General features: G+C 46.5%; 20 protein-coding genes. 11 read left to right on the top strand and 9 right to left on the bottom strand.

The window, feature by feature from the left end; genetic code table 11:
• Window positions 1-93: 93 nt before the first annotated feature.
• Window positions 94-612 (bottom strand): helix-turn-helix domain-containing protein, encoded by a 519-nt coding sequence (locus tag ABD894_RS14670; RefSeq protein ID WP_345211805.1) that lies wholly within the window; start codon window positions 610-612, stop codon window positions 94-96.
• Window positions 613-1,030: 418 nt separating this feature from the next.
• On the opposite strand from ABD894_RS14670, the gene ABD894_RS14675 reads away from it, so the two are divergent.
• The 4 genes from ABD894_RS14675 (at window position 1,031) to ABD894_RS14690 (ending at window position 7,400) form a co-directional block, all read left to right on the top strand.
• A complete protein-coding gene (locus ABD894_RS14675; protein ID WP_345211806.1) occupies window positions 1,031-1,270 on the top strand; it encodes a hypothetical protein in 240 nt (79 codons plus the stop codon).
• Between the two features lie 147 nt (window positions 1,271-1,417).
• Complete coding sequence (locus ABD894_RS14680; protein WP_345211807.1) at window positions 1,418-2,773, top strand: redoxin family protein; 1,356 nt, start codon at window positions 1,418-1,420, stop codon at window positions 2,771-2,773.
• Between the two features lie 43 nt (window positions 2,774-2,816).
• Entirely contained in the window at window positions 2,817-6,005 is a 3,189-nt protein-coding gene (locus ABD894_RS14685; RefSeq protein WP_345211808.1) for a SusC/RagA family TonB-linked outer membrane protein, read from the top strand.
• Window positions 6,006-6,014: 9 nt separating this feature from the next.
• A complete protein-coding gene (locus ABD894_RS14690) occupies window positions 6,015-7,400 on the top strand; it encodes a RagB/SusD family nutrient uptake outer membrane protein (RefSeq protein WP_345211809.1) in 1,386 nt (461 codons plus the stop codon).
• Window positions 7,401-7,467: 67 nt separating this feature from the next.
• Here ABD894_RS14690 and ABD894_RS14695 read toward each other — a convergent pair whose 3' ends face one another.
• The gene (locus ABD894_RS14695) at window positions 7,468-7,758 is read right to left on the bottom strand and encodes a hypothetical protein (protein WP_345211810.1); all 291 of its coding nucleotides are present in this window, start codon (window positions 7,756-7,758) and stop codon (window positions 7,468-7,470) included.
• Between the two features lie 95 nt (window positions 7,759-7,853).
• Window positions 7,854-8,285 (bottom strand): MauE/DoxX family redox-associated membrane protein, encoded by a 432-nt coding sequence (locus ABD894_RS14700; RefSeq protein WP_345211811.1) that lies wholly within the window; start codon window positions 8,283-8,285, stop codon window positions 7,854-7,856.
• A 78-nt stretch (window positions 8,286-8,363) separates the two neighbouring features.
• On the opposite strand from ABD894_RS14700, the gene ABD894_RS14705 reads away from it, so the two are divergent.
• Window positions 8,364-11,384 (top strand): lantibiotic dehydratase, encoded by a 3,021-nt coding sequence (locus tag ABD894_RS14705; RefSeq protein WP_345211812.1) that lies wholly within the window; start codon window positions 8,364-8,366, stop codon window positions 11,382-11,384.
• Between the two features lie 32 nt (window positions 11,385-11,416).
• Here the strand turns inward: ABD894_RS14705 and ABD894_RS14710 are convergent, their stop codons facing one another.
• On the bottom strand, window positions 11,417-12,139 hold the full coding sequence (locus ABD894_RS14710) for a LytR/AlgR family response regulator transcription factor (protein ID WP_345211813.1): 723 nt from the start codon (window positions 12,137-12,139) through the stop codon (window positions 11,417-11,419).
• Window positions 12,136-13,224 carry a sensor histidine kinase gene (locus ABD894_RS14715; protein ID WP_345211814.1) on the bottom strand — a complete coding sequence of 363 codons (1,089 nt, stop codon included), beginning with the start codon at window positions 13,222-13,224 and terminating at the stop codon, window positions 12,136-12,138. The genes ABD894_RS14710 and ABD894_RS14715 overlap by 4 nt, the downstream gene beginning before the upstream one ends.
• A 75-nt stretch (window positions 13,225-13,299) precedes the next feature.
• Here ABD894_RS14715 and ABD894_RS14720 point away from each other — a divergent pair, with 75 nt between their 5' ends.
• Both ABD894_RS14720 and ABD894_RS14725 read left to right on the top strand, forming a co-directional pair.
• Window positions 13,300-13,455: a hypothetical protein gene (locus ABD894_RS14720; protein WP_345211815.1), complete on the top strand. Its 156-nt coding sequence runs from the start codon at window positions 13,300-13,302 to the stop codon at window positions 13,453-13,455.
• A gap of 3 nt (window positions 13,456-13,458) precedes the next feature.
• Window positions 13,459-14,637, top strand: coding sequence for a hypothetical protein (locus ABD894_RS14725; protein ID WP_345211816.1), 1,179 nt, complete (start codon window positions 13,459-13,461; stop codon window positions 14,635-14,637).
• Here the strand turns inward: ABD894_RS14725 and ABD894_RS14730 are convergent.
• Entirely contained in the window at window positions 14,582-14,821 is a 240-nt protein-coding gene (locus tag ABD894_RS14730; protein WP_345211817.1) for a hypothetical protein, read from the bottom strand. The genes ABD894_RS14725 and ABD894_RS14730 overlap by 56 nt on opposite strands.
• Before the next feature lie 123 nt (window positions 14,822-14,944).
• On the opposite strand from ABD894_RS14730, the gene ABD894_RS14735 reads away from it, so the two are divergent.
• A complete protein-coding gene (locus ABD894_RS14735) occupies window positions 14,945-15,205 on the top strand; it encodes a helix-turn-helix domain-containing protein (RefSeq protein WP_345211818.1) in 261 nt (86 codons plus the stop codon).
• Between the two features lie 228 nt (window positions 15,206-15,433).
• On the opposite strand, the gene ABD894_RS14740 is transcribed toward ABD894_RS14735, so the two are convergent.
• From ABD894_RS14740 to ABD894_RS14750, 3 genes are read right to left on the bottom strand one after another with little or no spacing between them, the layout of a single operon-like run.
• Window positions 15,434-15,757, bottom strand: coding sequence for a hypothetical protein (locus tag ABD894_RS14740; protein WP_345211819.1), 324 nt, complete (start codon window positions 15,755-15,757; stop codon window positions 15,434-15,436).
• A complete protein-coding gene (locus ABD894_RS14745) occupies window positions 15,754-17,115 on the bottom strand; it encodes a hypothetical protein (protein WP_345211820.1) in 1,362 nt (453 codons plus the stop codon). The genes ABD894_RS14740 and ABD894_RS14745 overlap by 4 nt, the downstream gene beginning before the upstream one ends.
• 58 nt (window positions 17,116-17,173) lie before the next feature.
• Window positions 17,174-17,746 carry a Crp/Fnr family transcriptional regulator gene (locus ABD894_RS14750; protein ID WP_345211821.1) on the bottom strand — a complete coding sequence of 191 codons (573 nt, stop codon included), beginning with the start codon at window positions 17,744-17,746 and terminating at the stop codon, window positions 17,174-17,176.
• Window positions 17,747-18,012: 266 nt separating this feature from the next.
• Here ABD894_RS14750 and ABD894_RS14755 point away from each other — a divergent pair, with 266 nt between their 5' ends.
• From ABD894_RS14755 to ABD894_RS14765, 3 genes are all read left to right on the top strand, one after another.
• Window positions 18,013-18,870, top strand: a complete 858-nt coding sequence (locus tag ABD894_RS14755) for an RteC domain-containing protein (protein WP_345211822.1) — start codon at window positions 18,013-18,015, stop codon at window positions 18,868-18,870.
• Between the two features lie 64 nt (window positions 18,871-18,934).
• Window positions 18,935-19,168, top strand: a complete 234-nt coding sequence (locus ABD894_RS14760) for a hypothetical protein (protein WP_345211823.1) — start codon at window positions 18,935-18,937, stop codon at window positions 19,166-19,168.
• A gap of 180 nt (window positions 19,169-19,348) precedes the next feature.
• Complete coding sequence (locus tag ABD894_RS14765) at window positions 19,349-19,660, top strand: hypothetical protein (protein WP_345211824.1); 312 nt, start codon at window positions 19,349-19,351, stop codon at window positions 19,658-19,660.
• The last annotated feature ends 124 nt before the right edge of the window (window positions 19,661-19,784 follow it).

Here is a 19,784-nt window from a genome sequence, read left to right on the forward strand (position 1 = left end):
TACAGCGGTAATTATTATTTTAGAGAGGACAAGCGTAATAGTACTTCTATCCATTTTATTCGGGTTGAAGAAGGGGATAGAACGGCAAAAGTTTCAAGCGTTTTGACTATTTGCTTTTTTAATGTAAATGTTGTTTCTACCTTTCTTTTCTACTAGTTCAAGCAGATCATCTTCAACGAAGTTTCTTAAAATTCCAGAAACGCTAGAACTTAACTCTTTCGAATTTTCGAACTTGTGCAAGCTGATGAGTTTTTCAATAACTTGATGGACAGCTTTTTTTTCCGAAAAAAAATCCTCTTTGTAAAGCGACCTTATTTTTAAGGTAAGAAACTTTCGACTCTTTCTATCTGGCGACAATTCATACCTTGATTTCAATTTGATTTTAATATCGGATACCAAAATGGAAAAATCCACTGCTTGTCCGTATGCAATATAATAACTGATATTTGTTGCACTTCCTTTCTCTATGTTTAAGATTGTAGATTTTGGAAAACCCGTCATCTGAACCATGTCATCGAGTGAGAATCCTTTTTCCATCCGTTGTTCTTTTAACACCACCCCTAAGTTTTTTAGAGTAATGTTATCAGAATATAGTTCGGCTCTCTTCGTCATCAAACAAAATGAGCTAATCTGTATATTAAAAATGGTAGTTTGTTAACTTATATTTGTATATAGGATTTTTATTTATATATTAGCGTTAGATAATAAAAGCCTATTGGCTAGAAATAATTTAAGGTTATAATACTGAAAGAGTCTCGTCGCTCTTCGTTGACACCCAAGTTTGCGAGACGGTAAGTTAAAAAACCCATGCCCTTTGCTTTATACTTTTATGTATTTTGCGAGAGGGATGGGTCTTGCCGTAAAAACTGTCTCCTGGGTGTCGAACGAAGGGAGGTGGTGGTGAGCCCATCCCTTTTTTACGATCGATTGGGCTCTGATGTAAAATATTTATGCATTGGAACCTAACAATCTCTCATATCAAATTTTTATCGGCAAATGTAAAAAGCTTGCACCGATCGAATATTGCAATTTGTTTCCTAATCAGTTTGTAGTTGAGAAACTGTGGGATATTTTCCGCCTCGCCGTTAAGGGAGGTTTGGAAGATAAAGGGACGGCTTATGTACAAGAAGTTGCCCTGCTTTTTGATCAGTTAATTAGCCTGGTGGCCGCGGCCAATGCATTGCACCAGGAAAGCGGGGCTGAGTCGGGAGAAGAACCATCTTTATCCGGCAATCATTTAACCGGGCAGGAGGGTAGCGTACATGACTAATTACCCTGTACATACCTGGCTGCTGCTGATCTCCCCGCCCGAGTGAACTTTCATCCGGCTTTTTAGCCTGTGGTATTAGGTAAGCACCCGCTTGTCGTTTAAGGCCACCCATCTTTCATTTTTTTATTGGTTACTTAATACATCAAAATGAAGCGATATTTCAGCTTCCTGCTACTGCTTTGCCTTTTTTTCAGGGCCCCAGCGCAGGATAAGCCCATTCCAAATAAAACAAAATCAACTGCCGCGCTCGAAATCGGCAAAGGAGGCCTGCAAATCGGCGACCAGGTTCCTAACGTCACCATTACCGGGTTATCTGGTTTCCGGGTCAATAACAAGCCGGTCAGTAAGCTGCCTTTATCTCATTTTCGCGGCAAACTACTGATCATCAGTTTCTGGGCTACCTGGTGTGCCCCCTGCCGTGCTATGATGCCGGTGGAGGATTCATTGCAGAAGGTTTTCGGTGATCGGATAACGATCTTGCCGGTCACTTACCAGCCCGAAGTTGTGGCTGCCCCCGTATTGTCTGCCATGCGGAAAGTGCATGATCTTAAACTGCCGGGTGTTACAGGCGATACCGTGCTGCACCGCCTGTTCCCGCACCACGCGCTGCCGCATTATGTGTGGGTAGACGCTAAAGGCATTATCCGCGCCATTACCGAGGAAAAGGAAGTAACCGCGGAGAAGATCCGAGCCATGCTTTCCGGTACCGGGACACTCGCACAAAAGAAAGATATCGTACAGCCTTACGACGGGATGCTGCCCTTGCTGGCAGGCAGTAACGGCGGCGATGGCGCCGGCCTCAAATACCATGCGCTGCTGAGTAGCTACATTCCCGGCCTCGAAGCCGGTATGACCGTCACCAAATTCGACAGTAGCAGCGGCCAGCGTTTTAATGTGCGTAATGTCCCCTTTGTCTGGATCTGCCGCCTGGCCTTTGCCGATAAAGGGCGCTGGTTCCAAGATTCACGCATCGCTGTCCTGTCCAAAGACTCTGCGCGACTGAACTCACACCTGAGCGGACAAGCCTACATGGACTGGCTGGCACAGGGTAATGGCTGGTGTTATGAACTATTGGTGCCGCCCAGTCTTTCTTTACAAGCCTTTCCGTTGATCCAAACCGATCTTAAACGACTGTTCCCGGCTTATGAGGTCACCGTAGAAACCCGCAAGACGAAATGCCTTGCCCTTGTCCGCACTTCAGGTTCTGATAAACTGGCGACCAAAGGCGGGGAGGTGCTGGTGGATATTGATCCTTACAAGGCCCGGCTGCGCAATAGTACTTTGACGCAGCTGATGAAGCGGCTGGATCACCAGTATTTGCAGAATTCGCCTTTGCCCGTCGTTGATCAAACCGGCTATACCGGGCGGGTAGACCTGTCGGTCGATGGCCGCTTATCCGATGTGCCTACGTTAAACAAGGCTTTGGCCGTCTATGACCTCGCTTTTGAGGAAAAAGAAGCCGCGGTCGAAATGCTCGTCATCCGTGACGCGCGGCAACCCTGATGTTTAATTATTGATTACCCAAACAAATCCTAAGCTATTCCTTATGAAATATTATATCATCGCCATCTTACTCCTGACCGGCCGGTACTGCTTTTCGCAGGAGGCCGGCAAATACACCGTTAATGGTAAGGTATTGGATGCCGGTCAGGCTTTACCCGGCGCTTCGGTCACCATTACCGGCACTTCTTATCGTACTGTAACCGGAAATTCCGGTCAGTTTACTTTTAACCTGCCTGCCGGCAGCTATGTACTGAAGGTCGCCTATGTGGGTTATAACACCATTGAACAACGCATTACGGTTCCCTTGCGCGATTCCCTGGTCATTTCGCTGCAGGTAGCTGCAGCTGAACTGGAAGGCATGGTGGTTTCCACAGGTTACCAGCAAATCCCAAGGGAGCGCGTAACCGGATCATTCGTACAGGTGGACAGGAACCTGGTCAACCGAAGCGTGTCAACAGATATTGTCGATCGCCTGCGTGATGTCGTTCCCGGCCTGAGCTTTAATTCCGTAGGTACCCGCATCAGTGTCCGCGGGCAAAGCACCATCAAGTCCAATGCCGATCCGCTGATCGTGGTGGACGGTTTTCCTTATAACGAACCCATTGAGAACCTGAATCCTAATGACGTCGAATCCATCAGTATCCTCAAAGACGCGGCAGCGGCATCCATTTGGGGCGCCAAAGCCGGTAACGGGGTGATCGTCATCACCACCCGCCGGGGACTAAACAACAAACCTATGCAGATCAGCCTGAACACCAACGTCACGGTTGGTAAGCGTCCCGACCTGTACTATAGGCCACGGATGAGCACCTCGGATTACATCGATATTGAAAAGAGGCTGTTCGGCGAAGACTATTATACCGGTTTGGAAAACGCGGGTAACCACCCACCGCTTTCGCCGGTAGTAGAACTCCTGATCGATGCCCGTGACGGGAAGATCAGCCAGTCCGAGGCGGACCGGCAGATCGACGCCCTGCGCGGGCAGGATATCCGTCAGGATGTTTCACATTACCTGTACCGCCCTGCCGTCAAACAGCAGTATGCCCTTAGCCTTGACGGCGGTTCCCTGAACCAGCGCTATTATTATTCATTGGGTTATGACAGGAACCTCGACAACCTGCAGGGCAACGGTTTTAACCGTTTGACCCTGAACGGCAACAATACCTGGACGATGCTTGACCGTAAGCTGGAGTTCAGTTTAGGCCTGAACCTGGTGCATACGCTGACAGACCAAAACAACCCCGGCAGCCTGCTGTGGAACCGCGGGCAGAACATTTATCCGTACGCCGCGTTGGCCGACCAGAACGGGAACGCGCTGGCGTTAACGCGTGATCACCGCTTGGGGTTCATCGATGAGGCGGCGGGGCAGGGCTTGCTCGACTGGCGCTACCGTCCGCTGGACGAACTCCGGCTGGCAGACAACCGCAACCGCCTGAACAGCCAGCGGATCAATGCTGCCCTCAAATATCGCCTGCCGCTGGGCCTGCAGGCGCAGGTGCTTTACCAGTATGACCGCAGCCAGTTGGCAGGCCGCAACCTGCAGTCCGCGGAAAGTTATGCCGCGCGGGATATGATCAACCGGTTCACGCAGGTCAATGCAGATGACGGTACCCTGGTCAGGCCGGTGCCTTTAGGTGGCCTACTCGACCTGTCTAACAGCACCACGATCAGTCATGACGGCCGGGCACAGTTAAGTTATGACGGCAACTTAGGTGCCAAGCACAGCCTGAATGCGTTGGCGGGTTACGAGATCCGTACCCAGAACGTGCTGGCCGACGCTTACCGTCTCTATGGCTATGACGCGGAACATGCGACTTCATTGCCGGTGGACGGCCGTTCTTTATTCCCGCGCTTCGACGATCCTTTCCAGGAAAACGCGATCCCGCTGAATATGGATGAAACCGATCTGACCGATCGTTACCGTTCCTGGTATGCCAATGCTGCCTACACGTATGACGGCAGGCTGACCCTATCGGCAAGTGCCCGCATAGACCAGTCCAACCTGTTCGGGGTGAAGACCAATCAAAAAGGTGTACCGCTCTGGTCGGCCGGTGCTGCCTGGCAGCTCAGCCGTGAAAGTTTTTACCATATTGGCTGGCTGCCCGAACTGAAACTGCGGGCTACCTACGGTTTTAATGGGAACAGCAATAAAAGCCTTTCCGCTTACACTACGGCTTTGTATTATGACGGGAGCGATTCCCAGATCCAGCAACCTTACGCGGATATCCTGAACCCGCCGAACCCCCTGCTGCGCTGGGAAAAGATCAGGCACATCAACCTGGGGCTTGACTTCGCCGCCTTGGCACACCGCGTTTCCGGCACACTGGAGTTTTATCTGAAGCGCGGGACGGACCTGATCGGCAGGACATCTTACCCGCCCTCCTCGGGTGTGAGTGTTTTCACAGGTAATACGGCACAGACTAGCGGACATGGTTTTGACCTTGACCTGCAGACGCGCAACCTGGCCGGTGTTTTCAGCTGGACCAGCAACGTGATCGTCAGTCATATCGCTGAGAAGGTGACGCAATATGAACAGGCTTCCTTGCCGCAGGATTATGTATTCGGGGGCGCATCAGGGAGTTATCCGCTGGCGGGCAAACCGCTTTTCGCGGTCTATAGTTATGCCTCCGCCGGGCTTGACCCGGAAACGGGCGACCCGAGAGGTTATTTGAACGGGGAGGTGAGCAAGGATTATACCGCAATGTCGGTTGCGGCAACGCCGGAAAACCTGGTGTACCACGGTTCCTCCCGCCCGACCTGGTTCGGCGCATTCCGTAATACCATCAGTTATAAAAGCTGGACCTTGTCGGCGAATATCAGCTACCGTTTCGGTTATTATTTCCGGCGACCATCGATCCGTTACAGCAACAACTACGGACTTGCCGGTCAACACGGTGATTATGCCTTGCGCTGGCAGAAACCGGGTGATGAGACGCATACCGTGGTGCCGTCTATTCCCGCCGCAGCGAGCTCCGCCCGCGATGACTTTTATACCTATTCCTCGGCGTTGGTGGAAAAGGGGGATCATATCCGCCTGCAGGACCTGACCGCATCTTATACTTTCGCACAGGGTAAGTTTACCTTCCTGCCCAAATGCAGTTTACAGGTTTACATATATGCCGCCAACTTGGGTATCCTCTGGCGCGCCAATAAAAACCACATCGATCCGGACTTTTTACAAACTTATCCCGCCCCGAGGACCATCGCAGGCGGTATCCGCTTAAACTTTTAATCATTGAAGATGAAAAAGAATAAACCTATACACTACCTCTTGTTCTTTCTGTTTGCCGCCGCACTGGGCGCAGGCTGTGGTAAGGATTTTTTGGAAAAGAAACCCAGCAAGGCTTTACTGGTACCGGCTACCCCGGCGGATTTCAGGGCCTTGCTCGATAATAACCAGGTGTTTAATTACTCGCCTGCATTAACATCACTCGCAGACGGCGACCTGGTCGTGTCCGATGCGGGTTTTAACGGCTACGGGGAGGATTACGAACGCACCTCTTATACTTGGGCGAAGGAGATCTTTACCGGTTCACCTGCACTGGACTGGAGCAGGCCATATCAGCAGGTGTTTTACGCCAATATCGTGCTCGACGGCCTGAACGAGCTGAAACCGGCAACTTCTGCCGCTGCAGAGCTGAATGTAATTAAAGGAACAGCCTTGTTCTACCGTGCCTATGCTTTTTTCAACCTGGCACAGCAGTTCGCATTACCCTACCGCCAGGAAACGGCGGATGCCGATCCCGGCATTCCATTGCCGCTCAGCAGCCCGGTCGTCCGGCAATTGCCGAGAGCGAGCCTGGCAGTTACCTATGACAGGATACTGACCGACCTGCGGGAAGCCCGGCGATTATTACCGTCGACGGCGGCATATAAGAGCCGGCCTGTTACGGCGGCCGCTTTCGGCATGCTGGCACGCGTCAACCTCGCTATGGAAAACTACGCCGCCGCCGGACGTTACGCGGATTCCTGTTTGGAACTCCGCTCTGCACTGATCGATTATAATACGCTGAACCCGACAGCTAACCGGCCGTTCCCGTCGGCTCTACCCAACGGGAATGATGAAGTGATCTGGTACGCGGTAGATAACAGTTATTCTTTCGCGACTTCTGCTTCCCCTACGGTTGCAGATCTGGCCTTTTATAATTCTTTCCATCAGGACGATCTTCGAAAAGGGTTGTTCTTCCGCCCGCTTGGCGACGGCACCTTCCGTTTCAAAGGAAGTTACACCGGGAATATCTTTAATTTTTCGGGGCTGGCTGCCGATGAGATCTGGCTGATCCGGGCGGAATGCCGGGCAAGGGCAGGGGAGACCGCCGGAGCCTTAAGTGATCTGAATACATTGCTGGAGAAACGCTGGCTTGCGGGAAAATTCAACCCGGTTACCGCAGCCGATGCGGAAGCCGCTTTAAGAAAAATACTGGAGGAAAGACGGAAAGAGTTGTTCCGGAGGGGGCAGCGCTGGTCCGATCTCCGGCGGCTTAACCGCTATGAACGTTTGAAAGTCACCCTGACGAGAATCATAGCGGGACAGACCTACACATTGCTGCCGGAAAGCAAACGCTATGTATACCCGATCCCGCCTGAAGAGATCCGGCTGAACAATATCCCGCAAAATGAGCGCTGAGGGAAGATACCACGAAGCCGCAGGCTGGGTAGACCTGCGGCGTTCGGCCGGAAATGAATACGGGGAATCAGTTAGCGAAAGTACCGTTCACAATAGTGATCGGATCAGCAGTGCCCGGGTGGGTATCACCCGCCTGGTTGTTCGGGTTCACATCCGAATCGTAGGTCGCGGTACATACACCTGAACTACCGGTACAGCTGTAAGTAGACGGGCTTGCCGTGGTAACGTCCACATATAAACCGGTACTGCGGTCGAGTCCCCATTTTTTCACCGCGAAGTGATTGGCATTGCCGGCATAAGCGCTGCCGATCCCCAGGATCGCAGCAGCAAGGGCGAAACGAATACTTAATTTTTTCATGGTACTGAACGCTTTTTTGCTAAAAAACGAACCAAAAACTTTTGCATGATGTGCCTACTCTGTTCAAGGTTTTCGGCTTTCCCTTTATCTGTCGGTCAGTTAACAGTCGGTAATGAATGGCCCGGTATAGCGGAAAAACGCCACCCCGCAATACTCAGGACAAGAAAGAAAAGGTTAAAAAAGAAATGTTGGGTCCAGTTAAGCCGGCCGATCACCCCGCCGCAGGAACAAGGCACCCTGTCCCAGGCGCCGGCAAGTATCAGCAGAATGTAGCCCGTAAATACGGCGAGTGTGATCACGGATAGTAATAGCCCAACACGTTGGGTCCTCGGGTGTAGGAGCAAAGCCGCAATCAGCAGCTCCGCCGGGATGAGCGTGTATAGCAGCAAGTCTGCCAGCCAGCCGGAAATATTCTGGTTATGCAGCTGCCAGCTGAACTCATCAAAAGTAAACAGCTTGCTTGCTGCAGCATAAGTAAACAGCAGAATGAGCAGGGCAGGGGCAATTAATTTGATGATAGTGCGCATGGTCGTTTTTTTTAACAAAGGAAGCGGCCTCGGCAATAGTAAAACAGTGGGAGATGGGTAGTATACCCTTTGAAAATTATGATGGACAATGAATTTGAGTTATTACCGGAGGTCTTTGTAAGGGCACCATTTTATAGTTTTAGCCGTTATGACCTGGACCGTTTACCGGAAATATTACAGGATAAGTATTTTTTAAACGCCTTATGGCTCGCCAGCCCTGAATTCTACGGGGTGCTGGAAACAAAAAAGTTTGAGTTTGAAAGTCTTACGGCCAGGGAAAGGCATTCGGTGGCCAAATACTATAACCGCATGAGTTTCCGCCCGACACCATTTGGGGCGTTTGCTTCATTTTCGACGGTATTCTGGAGCAACGACCAGGTGCTGCGCCTGCGCAATGAGCACTCGACCCTATTGCACGTAAAGCCTGATCAGGCCTGGCTTGCTGCCATAAAAAAAAATCACCCTTTACAGGAAGAACAAACCCTATTAAGGTTAAATCCAACTGTTTACCGGGTAGGAAAGCATTTTCGGTATTACGTGGCCACCACCGATGAAAAGGGAAAGTATCAATACGCAATTGACGGGATTGCTGCGGAGAAGTTTTATGTAGACCTGGTGCACTTGTTAAGTAAAAGCCCTGTTAAAGCTCCTGATCTATTGCTCTGGATCGCCGGTTTCCTTGGTGGTGACGCAGAGGAAGCGCGTGATTATCTCCGATTTTTGATCTCTTCACAGCTCTGTTATACGAACGAGCTCGGTCAGATGATTGAAACGGAAAGTCCGCTCAATACCTACAGCCTTAAAAATGCAGGTATAGATAAATTGATCACCAACGTTCGTCAATCATGGATGAAAGGTCTCCTTTTAAAAGAGCAACTGGCTCCTGATTTTACCGATCTCCAAGATACCAATTCGGGCAAGGCTATGTTCTACACTGCACTGCAAAGAACAATTGATAACAGCGGCGCAAATGCGGGGGACCAGCCAACGCTTTGCAAAGCATTAACCTATTTAAAAGCACTGTCCCATCGCTCCGCCAATAGCAGCCTGAGCCGATTTAAAACGGCATTTGAAAAGAAATATGGCAACAGGAAGGTCCCACTTCTGGAAGCGCTGGACCCGGATACCGGCATTTTATACGAAGCAAGAACATCCGGCGGTGTAGGTGAGGCCATATTGAATGGTATCCAGTTTCCGGTCAGCAAGTCTCAAGGGAAACAACTCGAGTGGTCTCCTGTCCACCGGCTCCTGTTAGCCGCGTGGCATCAAGCCGGACGGCCAGACCACTCGCCCATTTCTATCCGGGAAGAGGATATAATAGAAATAGCCAACAGGGATCTTATCCCGGTTTTGCCAAATAGCCTATCAGTGATGTACCGGAAGACCGCTGAATACCTGATTATCGAACAAGCTGGGGGCGTAAGCGCTAATACCCTGGTTGGAAGATTTTCCTTGTTTGATGACGCAACCTGGCAATTATGCAGGAAGATTGCTGCTCTTGAACAGGAGGCCAATCCTAATGTCATTTTCGCTGACATTGATCAGTTTTCCCACACTCACGTCGATAATATCAACCGGAGACGGATGATCTATCCGTATATTATCACGCTAAATGTTTATCCAAGGCAGGATGGGCACTCGCTGATTAAACCTGATGAACTGCTGTTGTCCGTGAATAACGGGGAATTAACATTGGAGTCAAAAAAGGAAAAGAAGAGAGTGGTCCCGAGACTGGCAACGGCCTTTAATTATCGGCACAATGATATGCCGGTATTTAGATTTTTATGTGATCTGCAATACCAAGGTTTACAGGCCGGCTTAAACTTTGATCCCGAATATTATTTCCCAGGTCTGGATTATTATCCCAGGGTGATGGTCGATGATATTATTCTTAGTCTGGCCAAATGGTTAATTTCATCTGACAAAGTGCAGGCTTCAGTATTCAAGGATGATCTACCAGTTATGGATAAGATCAGGTTATTCAGGAAAAACTATAAACTACCGCGCCGCGTTTCTCTGGGCTACACCGACCAGCAATTAGTATTCGACCTCGCCATTCCCTCTGAAGCCGACTTCTTTATGCAATGCATTAACGGATTAAAGAAATTTAAACTTACGGAATATCTACTGCCAGATCGTTCCCTCAAGAACGGTCATGATCCCTATGCTGCCCAATTCATCGTTTTTCTAAGCCATAAACAAAAAATTTATAAAGAAATACCGATGGTGAATTCGCAGAAACAGTCACCTGTTGCTCGAAGCTTTTTACCTGGCAGCGAATGGCTGTATATTAAATTGTTTTGCACTCCCGAAATGGCAGATGAGCTGTTAATTATTATCATTCACCCTCTAACGAAAAAATTTGCGGCGCAACTGGAACGCTGGTTTTTTATTCGGTACAATGAAGATGGTCACCATATCCGGCTGCGCTTAAAAGGTAGCAATGATGTTTTGGCCAAGCTACTGGCTGCCATTCAACACAGGCTCATCAGGCATCGCTTAGGGAGCGTACTTCATCAATTTGAGATCAGCATTTATGACAGGGAGATAGAAAGATACGGTGCAGATTTTATAGAGATCGCGGAAAACATTTTTCATGAGGGAAGCCGGTTGGTTTTATGGTTTCTTTCACAGAAATCCGATTTTGGATTGGCTGTATTTGATTTTGGGCTAATCACCGCATGGAAAATGATCATGACGGCGTATGAGGGTGACCTTAATCATTGCCTTCAGTTTGCAGCGATAATGCGGGATAGATTTCTCCTGGAATTTAAAGCTGATAAGAAAATGCGGATTAGCTTGGATCAAAAATATAGGACGCTTAAGACGGACCTGACGTCTATGCTGGAAGACGTTCTTACCGGCGGCAGGAACGATGTTTTAGTAAAGAAATTGAATTTGTTTGCCAGGGAGATGCAGGGGTTTAGGACTAACCAGTCATCGAGATCCCCCGAAAAAAATGATCAACTATTAGGTGACCTGGTGCATATGCAACTGAACCGGACATTTAATGAAATGCCCAGGCAGCAGGAATTGCTGGTTTACTATTGCCTGCATGAGTACTGGTTATCGGTGAAGGCCAGATCCCATAAGTATTGAGACGTCCGTCCCGGTTAACAGGCTGGGAGGGGTCATTTAGATTCAGGAAGAATATGCCCGGCCATTTTGTCCTTAAAATGTTGCCGGTAAGCACGACCGACCGGGATCCTGACTTTATCGTCAATCCAGACCTGTCCGGGTTCAATAACCCTGATACTACGATGATGGACGATATAGGAGTGGTGGATTCTGGAGAATTCCGCCCCGGGCAACCTTTCGAGGACTTCTGCCATGGACAGGTAGGTGATCAGCTTTTGTCCCGTCGTGAAAATCTCAATATAATTGGATGCGGCCTGTATATATAAAATCTCTGGGATATTGATTCTAACAAGTTTTCCCTTGATGCCGCTTTTGACAAATAAATATTCCGGCGAAGTGTTTTGCACTTCAGGTGCGTTCTTTCTCATTCGAATATTTTGTACGCAGGCAAGGAACCTATCGTATCTGATCGGCTTCAGTAAATAATCGGCTGCTCGTTTTTCGAACGCCTCCAACGCGTATTCGCGGAATGCAGTCGTAATCACTATTTCGATTCTTTGGGGGATCATTCCCGCGAGGGTCAGGCCTGACATTTGTGGCATGTCCACATCCAGGAACAATATGTCAGTTGGGCTAATTGTGCTAATTTCTTCAAGCGCAAATACAGGATTGGTGGATGAGCCTGCAAGCTTAAGGCCGGGAGTATTGAGAATATAGTCGCTCAGCACGTTGATGGCGTGATGCTCATCATCTATAACATAACAAGAAAGGCTCATAAATTGATCGATAAACGAGTGATAAAATGGGTTTCTGATTCGTCGACCTTCAATTTATAATTGCCTGGATAAGTGTGATCGAGCCGAATCCGGATATTAGAAAGCCCGATTTGCTTTCGGGGAGGTTCGTTACTTTTTTGTTTTTTAAGATTTTTCGCGTAGTAAGTCAGCACACCCTCACTGAAACCGATCCATATCCGTGCTGGTTGCTCGCTATCCTGCAGATTACCATGCTTGAACACGTTCTCCGTCAGTGTCAGCAAAACCAGCGGAATGAGGCGAAGGCCGGTAAAATCGCCATGAAAATTACAGGAAATAAATTGTTGCTGAAAACGATACCGGTTGATCTCGACGAGGTTTTCTATTTGCTCCAGTTCATCCTCAACGAATATTTTTCCGTCATCGTTATTGCTATCCAGGCTGAAGCGGAGGATATCTGCCAGCAAAAGGGCACAATTGCCGGCTTGCTCGGAAACCTTGTAAACGGAGCTGTGTATAAAGCTTAATGCATTAAATAGCATGTGGGGGCTGATCTGCTGTTGTAAATAAGCGTTTTCGGCAACAGCGAGACGGTTTTGCAGTTCCATTTGGCGGTTTTGTGTTTCCAGCCTAAGGCGTTCCAATTGTTCGGCTTTCTTTATGACCGCGTTCCTGTTCATTCCCACCCAGTAAAAGAAGGCAAGAATCGCAAAATAACTGAGACGGATCAGGCTTAGAATTAGAGTTGTACGGTCAGTTGCAATGCTATGAAAAGCGAAACCCCTGCCTTCAAGCAATGCGTCCAGTATATATTTAAAGGATAGCGAAATCAGAACCAACAAGATGAAATGGAATGCCTTCCTTAAGAAAAAAAGGAAATCGAACTTGAAGTTTCCATAGATGTGATGCGCCATCACATAAAAAAAGGAAATATTTATGCAGTAATAAAGCGCGTAATTAACGAGTGGTTCTAATTTTCCTAAAGAATATTGGATCAATGCTAATTCGTAATAAGCAAAAAGGAACCAGCAGCAAAAATGTTTTGCCACAGTAGATAAGGGAATAGCTTTCCAAAAGGAGTGAGTAAAAATAACTGACGTCGGCATAGGTAATCAGGTAGATGGCATAAAAAAAGCCATGTTCTTAAAAATCAATTTTAATTTAATAAAAAAATAACAAATATGAAAACATCAACAAAAAAACCATCAAAACTAGTAACAACCATTTTTTCGGCCTTTAAGAATGTTCACGATGGACAACCGGCAAGTTTGGAAACGGACCCTACAAATACCGTTACCCCAACACTGACCACTACGACACATTTTCATGCAAAATAGATCATGATGTCCTGCGAAGACCTTTTCCAATTAGAAAATGCTTTTGCGTTGCTCGTTAACCCTGAAACTACCCCGGGGAAAGCTGACCCCGTTCAGTCAATGGCCAGTGCAGCCAGTAGTATGTTTCGTTCATGGGAAAGGTCTTTGCTTTCCAATGCATCCGAACAAAGTCTCAAGCGATATTTTTCCCTGCACCTGGAATGCGTCGCTCATCTCCTACAAATACTGGATACGGTTTACAAAGATCCCTCATCCAATTCGCTACGCCATGTTCACTACACGGAGACGTCCCAAATTCTTTTATCCATTATTGATGAGTTGCTAAAACGACACCGTGGATATTTTAATTGTCGGATTCAGGCTCCTAATATATGGCAGGAAAAGTGGATTGGCAGCCATACTGATCTGTTGGATAGCGTGATAAATAGCGAGTTCAGAACCCTTGCCGGTGCAAATCTTTCGGAAATACTATACGTTTATTGCTCCGATCTGCTGAGCTCAACCATTAGTTATCACAACCTTTTCCATTCATTCATTTATACACTAAATCTTTTACAGGCATTACAAAGCCTGCATACTTCAGGCAGATTGAATCCAGAATCTCTTGCTGAAAAATTGTTATACCTGGATTTTAATTACCTTCCCTATGCCGTTGGTTTGCAGGACCAGATGCTGCATAAGGCTGGAGAATTAAGGGACAAAACAGAACAGTTGGCTTACTTTGAACAACAAAAGAGACTGGTCAGCTTACAGCAGAATACGGATGGTTTGAAATGCCAGACGCGGTGGCCATCATTGTCGACCATGTTGGGTGGCTGGCTGGACGAACAGATCAATAAGCTAGAATCTAAATTATTTCAGGAAGAGATCAACCTTCCTGTTGCGGGAAAGAAAGTTTTGTTGCAATTACCAGTGGCTCAGATCGCTTTTTTTGCCAGGCTTTTTGTTGACGGTAAATTACTAAACGGGCTTTCGCTTACAGAATTGTTTGACTTTATATCAAAAAACTTCAGTTCTAAGAAGCAGTCAGTCATTTCGCCCGGAAGTTTAAGCAAAGAATACTATAGCCCTGAACAGGTGACTGCAGGGCGCGTTCGAGGTTTTTTATTAGATATGGTTGCCTATATCAACCGCCATTTTTTTCCACTGCTGGCTGCAGGTATTGTATTAAACCATTTTTGATCAGGTACCTGCTCAGTTCGTGCAGCCAGGTGTAACTGAATAACGGATTTGCCAGTAATTTTTCCTCCCCCGATTCAATTATTTCTCTTAGTGTATCATAGCCCATTACTGCGCACTGCTGTTTAAACCCGGCATTAAAGTCAAGTGAAATGATCTTGCCGTCAAGATGCTCATCATTTTTCATTTGCTAACGATTGAATAAGTAAATATACCAAATCAATAGTAAATATACATATAAGTAGACTACATATATGTAGTCTACTTATAATTGGTTTTAGACGCCTGTTTTTTTCAGTTATTTTACCATATGACTGGCAGTTTTAAAGGTCCGAAAGATGAAAAGCTCTCCAAAGAAATAGTAAAACGACTTGGTGAAAGAATAAAACAGATCCGTATTCAATTGGGGTATGAAACTGCTGAAGCATTTGCCAATGCCCATGATATTCACCGTTCACAATACAGTAAATTTGAGCAGGGGCAGAATTTGACCTTTGTTACCATCGGCTTACTTATATCAAAGATGGGGGTTAAGTACAGGGATTTTTTTGAGGAGGGGTTTGATAACTGACAGTATCTGCAAGAGCTTTTTTAATTAAGACTTGCCTGATATGCAACCCTTTAGTTCTTTATATTATAAGAATCGTTAATACGATAATGCAATAAAAGGAAGCCGGGTTGGTTTCCTTTTATAGTATTAAGCCAGGTGGCAATTCGATATGTATGTAGTACATCTTCCCATTTAGAAAGTCGTCAAGCAATAAAAGAAAACGTTGCGTAGGCCTTAATTATCGGCCGCTTACTTTGTTGGTTCCTTATAAGGCAATGAGTAACGCTCGCTATGAAAGATCATTTGGTACCATTCCCAAAAGCGCCATGGTTTGATAGTGAAATTTCTGTACAGATTATTATCTCCCTGATCCTTTTCTGGATGCTTGCATAGGAAAAAACCATAACTTCTTTGGCATCCCCAGTAGGATTTTCCTTTACCGCCTTCCTCGCTATATGTAAAGGTTGCATCGATATTGCTGTAAGTATAGTTTTCTGTCAGAAAATAATTTATTGGTGGAAGATTAATTACTATAATGACGAGTATTAATATTACTAAAATTACTTTTTTCATGCTGCTTTATTACATGGTCCATTACTATTAGGCGTAGTGCCACCTTTTTTATTCACATTATTGGTATTCTGTTCCCGGATGCTTTTCCCGAGTCCGGCAGGGCACATGACCATTGGCGATCCGCCTGGGCCGCTCGGTCCTACAAAATTAAAAGAACTCGGCAAATCTATGCCTCCCTTCAAGCAGGCAATATCTACAAAAGTTGTGCAGTTGAATTTCAGCATATCATAGGTGGATGGTGGGTTAGCGATGTAATTCATAATTTTCTTAAAACTAGCTGCATTGATTGTATAAGTGATACTTACATCAAAATTTAGATCGCCACCATTATTGACTATTTTACTGGATCCTCCAAAAGCCGCCCGAGTCGTACTAGGATAATAACCTAACACTTGCGTAACCGAGCTGCTACCGTTACTTTTAGTGAGCCCGATCGCTGTATGTCCCACGCTATTTGGGCCGATGTTGAATTCCGTCCCCGGGAATGGTTCCTGGACGTAGACCGTTACCTTCATGGTAGCGCCCGCATCAGGAATATTGTCAAAGCAATTCATGAGTTCATTTGGCTTTACTTTGGTTCCTTTTTCACCCGGTAAATTCGAAGTAGGTGGAGGGGGAGTTGCAGGAGGGAGGTTTCCACCACCACCACCGCCGGTGACCGGTACTGATCCGAAACCGTCCGGTAGGGAAGGCGGGTTATCCTGCACGGTGGTATACGAGCATATCTTTTCAGAATAAATGACCAGTTCTCCTTCCGCGTTAGTATAGGATGATTGGTACCATGTACAGGTTTCGATCACACGAACCAGGTTAGTCGTCAGACTGTTGTTTTTAGTTCCCTTCGGTGTCCTACGGATCTCACCGGTCGCTTTACCGTTAGCCAGCACGATACCCGAAATCAAATGGTAGTCCAGGTCATATACAAATACGCGCCCAGTAAAATGGTCAAGACCGGCGTGTTCACCTTTTTGTAAACTTAAGAGGTCAGGTACGATTTCAAAGATGTAGGCGCTGATTTCTCCGGAAGCTAACCGGTAGAAAGCTAATTTTCGATAACCCGCTCTATACCCGCTCATCTTCGCCTGCCCTTTTAACGGGATCAGCCAGTAATTGCCGGATGCTTTTTGATGACTACTCGCTTTAATCCATTCCGGATCCCATTTGCCGTGATCTATGGATGAAGTATTTCCGGACGACCGGATTTTCCTTTCAGCATTCTGGTACCACTGCTTTGCACTGTTCAGCGTCAGGGTATCGCCCCGACTCGAAGCTGGTGCTGGATTATCAAGCGCATTTTCCTTCCGGCAGGCCACATTTACAAGCAGCAGGAATAAGGTGATAGAGGTGATCTTTTTCATAGGCATGGTACAAAGTTGGATGAAAATCCAGTTTGCTTTTTTGACAAAAGTCAAAAAGTCACTTTTTCCCGCGCACGCGGCTTAAGGTTTCCTGGCTGATACCCAGGTAAGAAGCGATCTGCCCCAGCTGTGCTTTTTGCAGGATACCGGGATGTGTTTCCAACAGCCTTTCATACCTTTCTTTAGCGCTCAGGGTGCGCAGCAAAATATTTCTTTCCTCTGCGAGAATATAGTACTTTTCGGTCAGCTGGCGGCCATGGAAATTAAATTCGGGATGTTCTGCGTAAATCCCCTGCAGCTGCTGCCAACTCATGGACAATAATTCACTGTCTTCCAGCAATTCTATGTATTCAGCAGCCGGTTTTTGTGTATAAAAGCTAAAGACGGAGATCATCAGGTCTCCTTTACCCATAAACCACGAAGTATACTCTTTGCCATCGGGCGTCAGGTAATAGGCACGGGCAAAACCGCTGTTGATAAAGTAAATATGCTTGCTTACCTGCCCGTCCTTCAGGAGAATCGTTTTCTTTCGGAAATATTCTTTTTTTACGCCTTCTGTAATGCGTTTTTGCAGGCGTTCATTTAAGGGTGAAATGAACGATAAGGTGTTGATCAGTAAATCGGTTTTCACGTGAAATTGTATAGGTTGAAAAATTTGACAATAGTCAACCCTTTCCGGTATTACAAGAATTTACTTTGTGTTAATCAAATAATGCTTATTAGTTAACGTTGGTTGGTTCAAAACTGTTGCCTTCACCGACGAATGATACGCTAGAAGCAAGTAAACTGGCATTTTTATGACAATTAGGACATGGTTTAGGCTGTTACAAGAATTTGACGAGAGTGCATAAGTTTTTAATTATTTCGTCTAAGGCAATATTTGATTTTACTTAAAATATGGAGAGCATACTAATGATCAATGAGTGGAGCCGCAAGGTTTTTGAACAAATGTTAGGAGAGCTGGAAAAAAGGGGCGAACTCGCAAGCGGTTCACTAATAATGTTAACGGAACGGATCAACATTATCCGGCAGTATTTGGTAGAACTACGCACGTACCTCGGCAGCTATTCCTTTGAATCCATAAGTGAGGAAATTCGTTTTTTTAAAGAAACAAAGCCAATGTTTTACAGCAGGCATATTTTTGAAGTCATGCACGCGCGCTTTCTCAAATCGATGCCTATAGGAACGGATGAGCAAGTTGGCCGGTACCTGGACTCCGAACTTATACGTGTTAACCTGTATTTTGAACGTTATTCCTTTTATTATGATTACTATCGTTATGGTGGGGATGAACTGGACCAGGTATACTTCCTGCGTGGACCAAAGGCAGCAATGGTTTATCAATCAGAATTCCCTGAATTATACACAGACCTATCCACGGGGCTGGATTATCTTTTTGCGAAATTTAGAGCTTACGAACAATTGCGGGAGATAATTTTGGAACAGATTTCCAGTCCTGGCCGTACGAACCCCACTAAGCATGTTGAATTTAAGGGTATGTTGAAGTGGACCGGTGCCGTGGTTAATATCGTGGAACTGGCTTACGGCATCTGGCTGACCGGGCAGATCAATAACGGTAACGTAAGCCTGAACCAGATCGTCCGCTGGCTGGAGGAAAGTTTACAATTGAAAATAGGAATCGTTCAGCGGCGTTTTACCGAAATTGAAAGTCGGAAACGAACCAGCCAAACCCAATATATAGAACAAATGCGGAAGGCTATCCTAGAGAAAATACACCAAGACAGTGCCAGGTGAGCCCGTTGTGAATTTCTGCAAACAAGAAATTAGGTTGACCGTTTTATCTTAAACTTAAATTGCTATGGAAACTCAAACGCCTGATAAGGAAAACATCAACAAGGACATCGTACCTGATTTTATAGAGGAGAATAATGACAAAGATAGCCTGCATAAAGACAAAATAACCGCTCATGAGCAGGAAAGTTTTCCGGAACTTGGGCGCCAAACGATAACGGGCAGTGCTACAGATAACAGTGACATGGAGACAGAGCCGGAAGATGATGGCGACCACAGCATTATTGGTCCTAAAGACTAAGGCTTAGCTATATGGGTTGTCGTGTTGTAATTTTTTAGTGGTATGCTTGGATTTAGCTATGGCTATTGGAAATGAAATAAATTTCTTTACGCCTGGCAGGAGCAGTGCAAATACAAATATATAGTTAAATGCCTAATCATAAAGGTCAGTTACCATTCACTCCTTTTACATTCATGTGCCATGCGGTCAACCACCTATTATCTTTTGGAAAACGCTCATCGTGACATTATCGTTCACGGGCAAAGCGGGCTGCGCGTCAATGTGTTTAACCTGGAGACAGAGGGATTTGAACCTAAAAGAGGGGAGATCCATATTTTTGGTGACGATCATGGTGAATGGCTGGCCTTTGAAACGGATGGATGGACAGTAAAGGACATTGACCTGATCAGCGGGGCAGTGCTTTGGTATGCCCGGTTGCTTGATTACCCAGAAATGGAAGTCCGGACGATGGATCCCCGTCCAGCTCACCGCTTGAGGATCGTGATCCATTAGTCTTTAATGTTTATTTCAAGGCGCATATGGTGATAAATGTAGTGGCCCTTATTAATCTCGACATTGCGAGAAGAAAAAGTCCCTTGCGCCCGTGCCAAAAGACTTTTAACCTAACCTATCAAAA

It is taken from the genome of Mucilaginibacter gynuensis (assembly GCF_039541195.1).
Classification (GTDB): domain Bacteria; phylum Bacteroidota; class Bacteroidia; order Sphingobacteriales; family Sphingobacteriaceae; genus Mucilaginibacter; species Mucilaginibacter gynuensis.

Excerpts from the sequence above, each read along its gene's own strand:
- ABD894_RS14725 (WP_345211816.1), top strand. The coding sequence starts at position 13,459 with ATGATGTCCTGCGAAGACCTTTTCCAATTAGAAAATGCTTTTGCGTTG.
- ABD894_RS14745 (WP_345211820.1), bottom strand. The coding sequence starts at position 17,115 with ATGAAAAAGATCACCTCTATCACCTTATTCCTGCTGCTTGTAAATGTG.
- ABD894_RS14765 (WP_345211824.1), top strand. The coding sequence starts at position 19,349 with ATGCGGTCAACCACCTATTATCTTTTGGAAAACGCTCATCGTGACATT.
- ABD894_RS14755 (WP_345211822.1), top strand. The coding sequence starts at position 18,013 with ATGGAGAGCATACTAATGATCAATGAGTGGAGCCGCAAGGTTTTTGAA.
- ABD894_RS14740 (WP_345211819.1), bottom strand. The coding sequence starts at position 15,757 with ATGAAAAAAGTAATTTTAGTAATATTAATACTCGTCATTATAGTAATT.
- ABD894_RS14670 (WP_345211805.1), bottom strand. The coding sequence starts at position 612 with ATGACGAAGAGAGCCGAACTATATTCTGATAACATTACTCTAAAAAAC.
- ABD894_RS14705 (WP_345211812.1), top strand. The coding sequence starts at position 8,364 with ATGATGGACAATGAATTTGAGTTATTACCGGAGGTCTTTGTAAGGGCA.
- ABD894_RS14760 (WP_345211823.1), top strand. The coding sequence starts at position 18,935 with ATGGAAACTCAAACGCCTGATAAGGAAAACATCAACAAGGACATCGTA.
- ABD894_RS14735 (WP_345211818.1), top strand. The coding sequence starts at position 14,945 with ATGACTGGCAGTTTTAAAGGTCCGAAAGATGAAAAGCTCTCCAAAGAA.
- ABD894_RS14695 (WP_345211810.1), bottom strand. The coding sequence starts at position 7,758 with ATGAAAAAATTAAGTATTCGTTTCGCCCTTGCTGCTGCGATCCTGGGG.
- ABD894_RS14685 (WP_345211808.1), top strand. The coding sequence starts at position 2,817 with ATGAAATATTATATCATCGCCATCTTACTCCTGACCGGCCGGTACTGC.
- ABD894_RS14730 (WP_345211817.1), bottom strand. The coding sequence starts at position 14,821 with ATGAAAAATGATGAGCATCTTGACGGCAAGATCATTTCACTTGACTTT.
- ABD894_RS14710 (WP_345211813.1), bottom strand. The coding sequence starts at position 12,139 with ATGAGCCTTTCTTGTTATGTTATAGATGATGAGCATCACGCCATCAAC.
- ABD894_RS14690 (WP_345211809.1), top strand. The coding sequence starts at position 6,015 with ATGAAAAAGAATAAACCTATACACTACCTCTTGTTCTTTCTGTTTGCC.
- ABD894_RS14720 (WP_345211815.1), top strand. The coding sequence starts at position 13,300 with ATGAAAACATCAACAAAAAAACCATCAAAACTAGTAACAACCATTTTT.
- ABD894_RS14680 (WP_345211807.1), top strand. The coding sequence starts at position 1,418 with ATGAAGCGATATTTCAGCTTCCTGCTACTGCTTTGCCTTTTTTTCAGG.
- ABD894_RS14700 (WP_345211811.1), bottom strand. The coding sequence starts at position 8,285 with ATGCGCACTATCATCAAATTAATTGCCCCTGCCCTGCTCATTCTGCTG.
- ABD894_RS14715 (WP_345211814.1), bottom strand. The coding sequence starts at position 13,224 with ATGCCGACGTCAGTTATTTTTACTCACTCCTTTTGGAAAGCTATTCCC.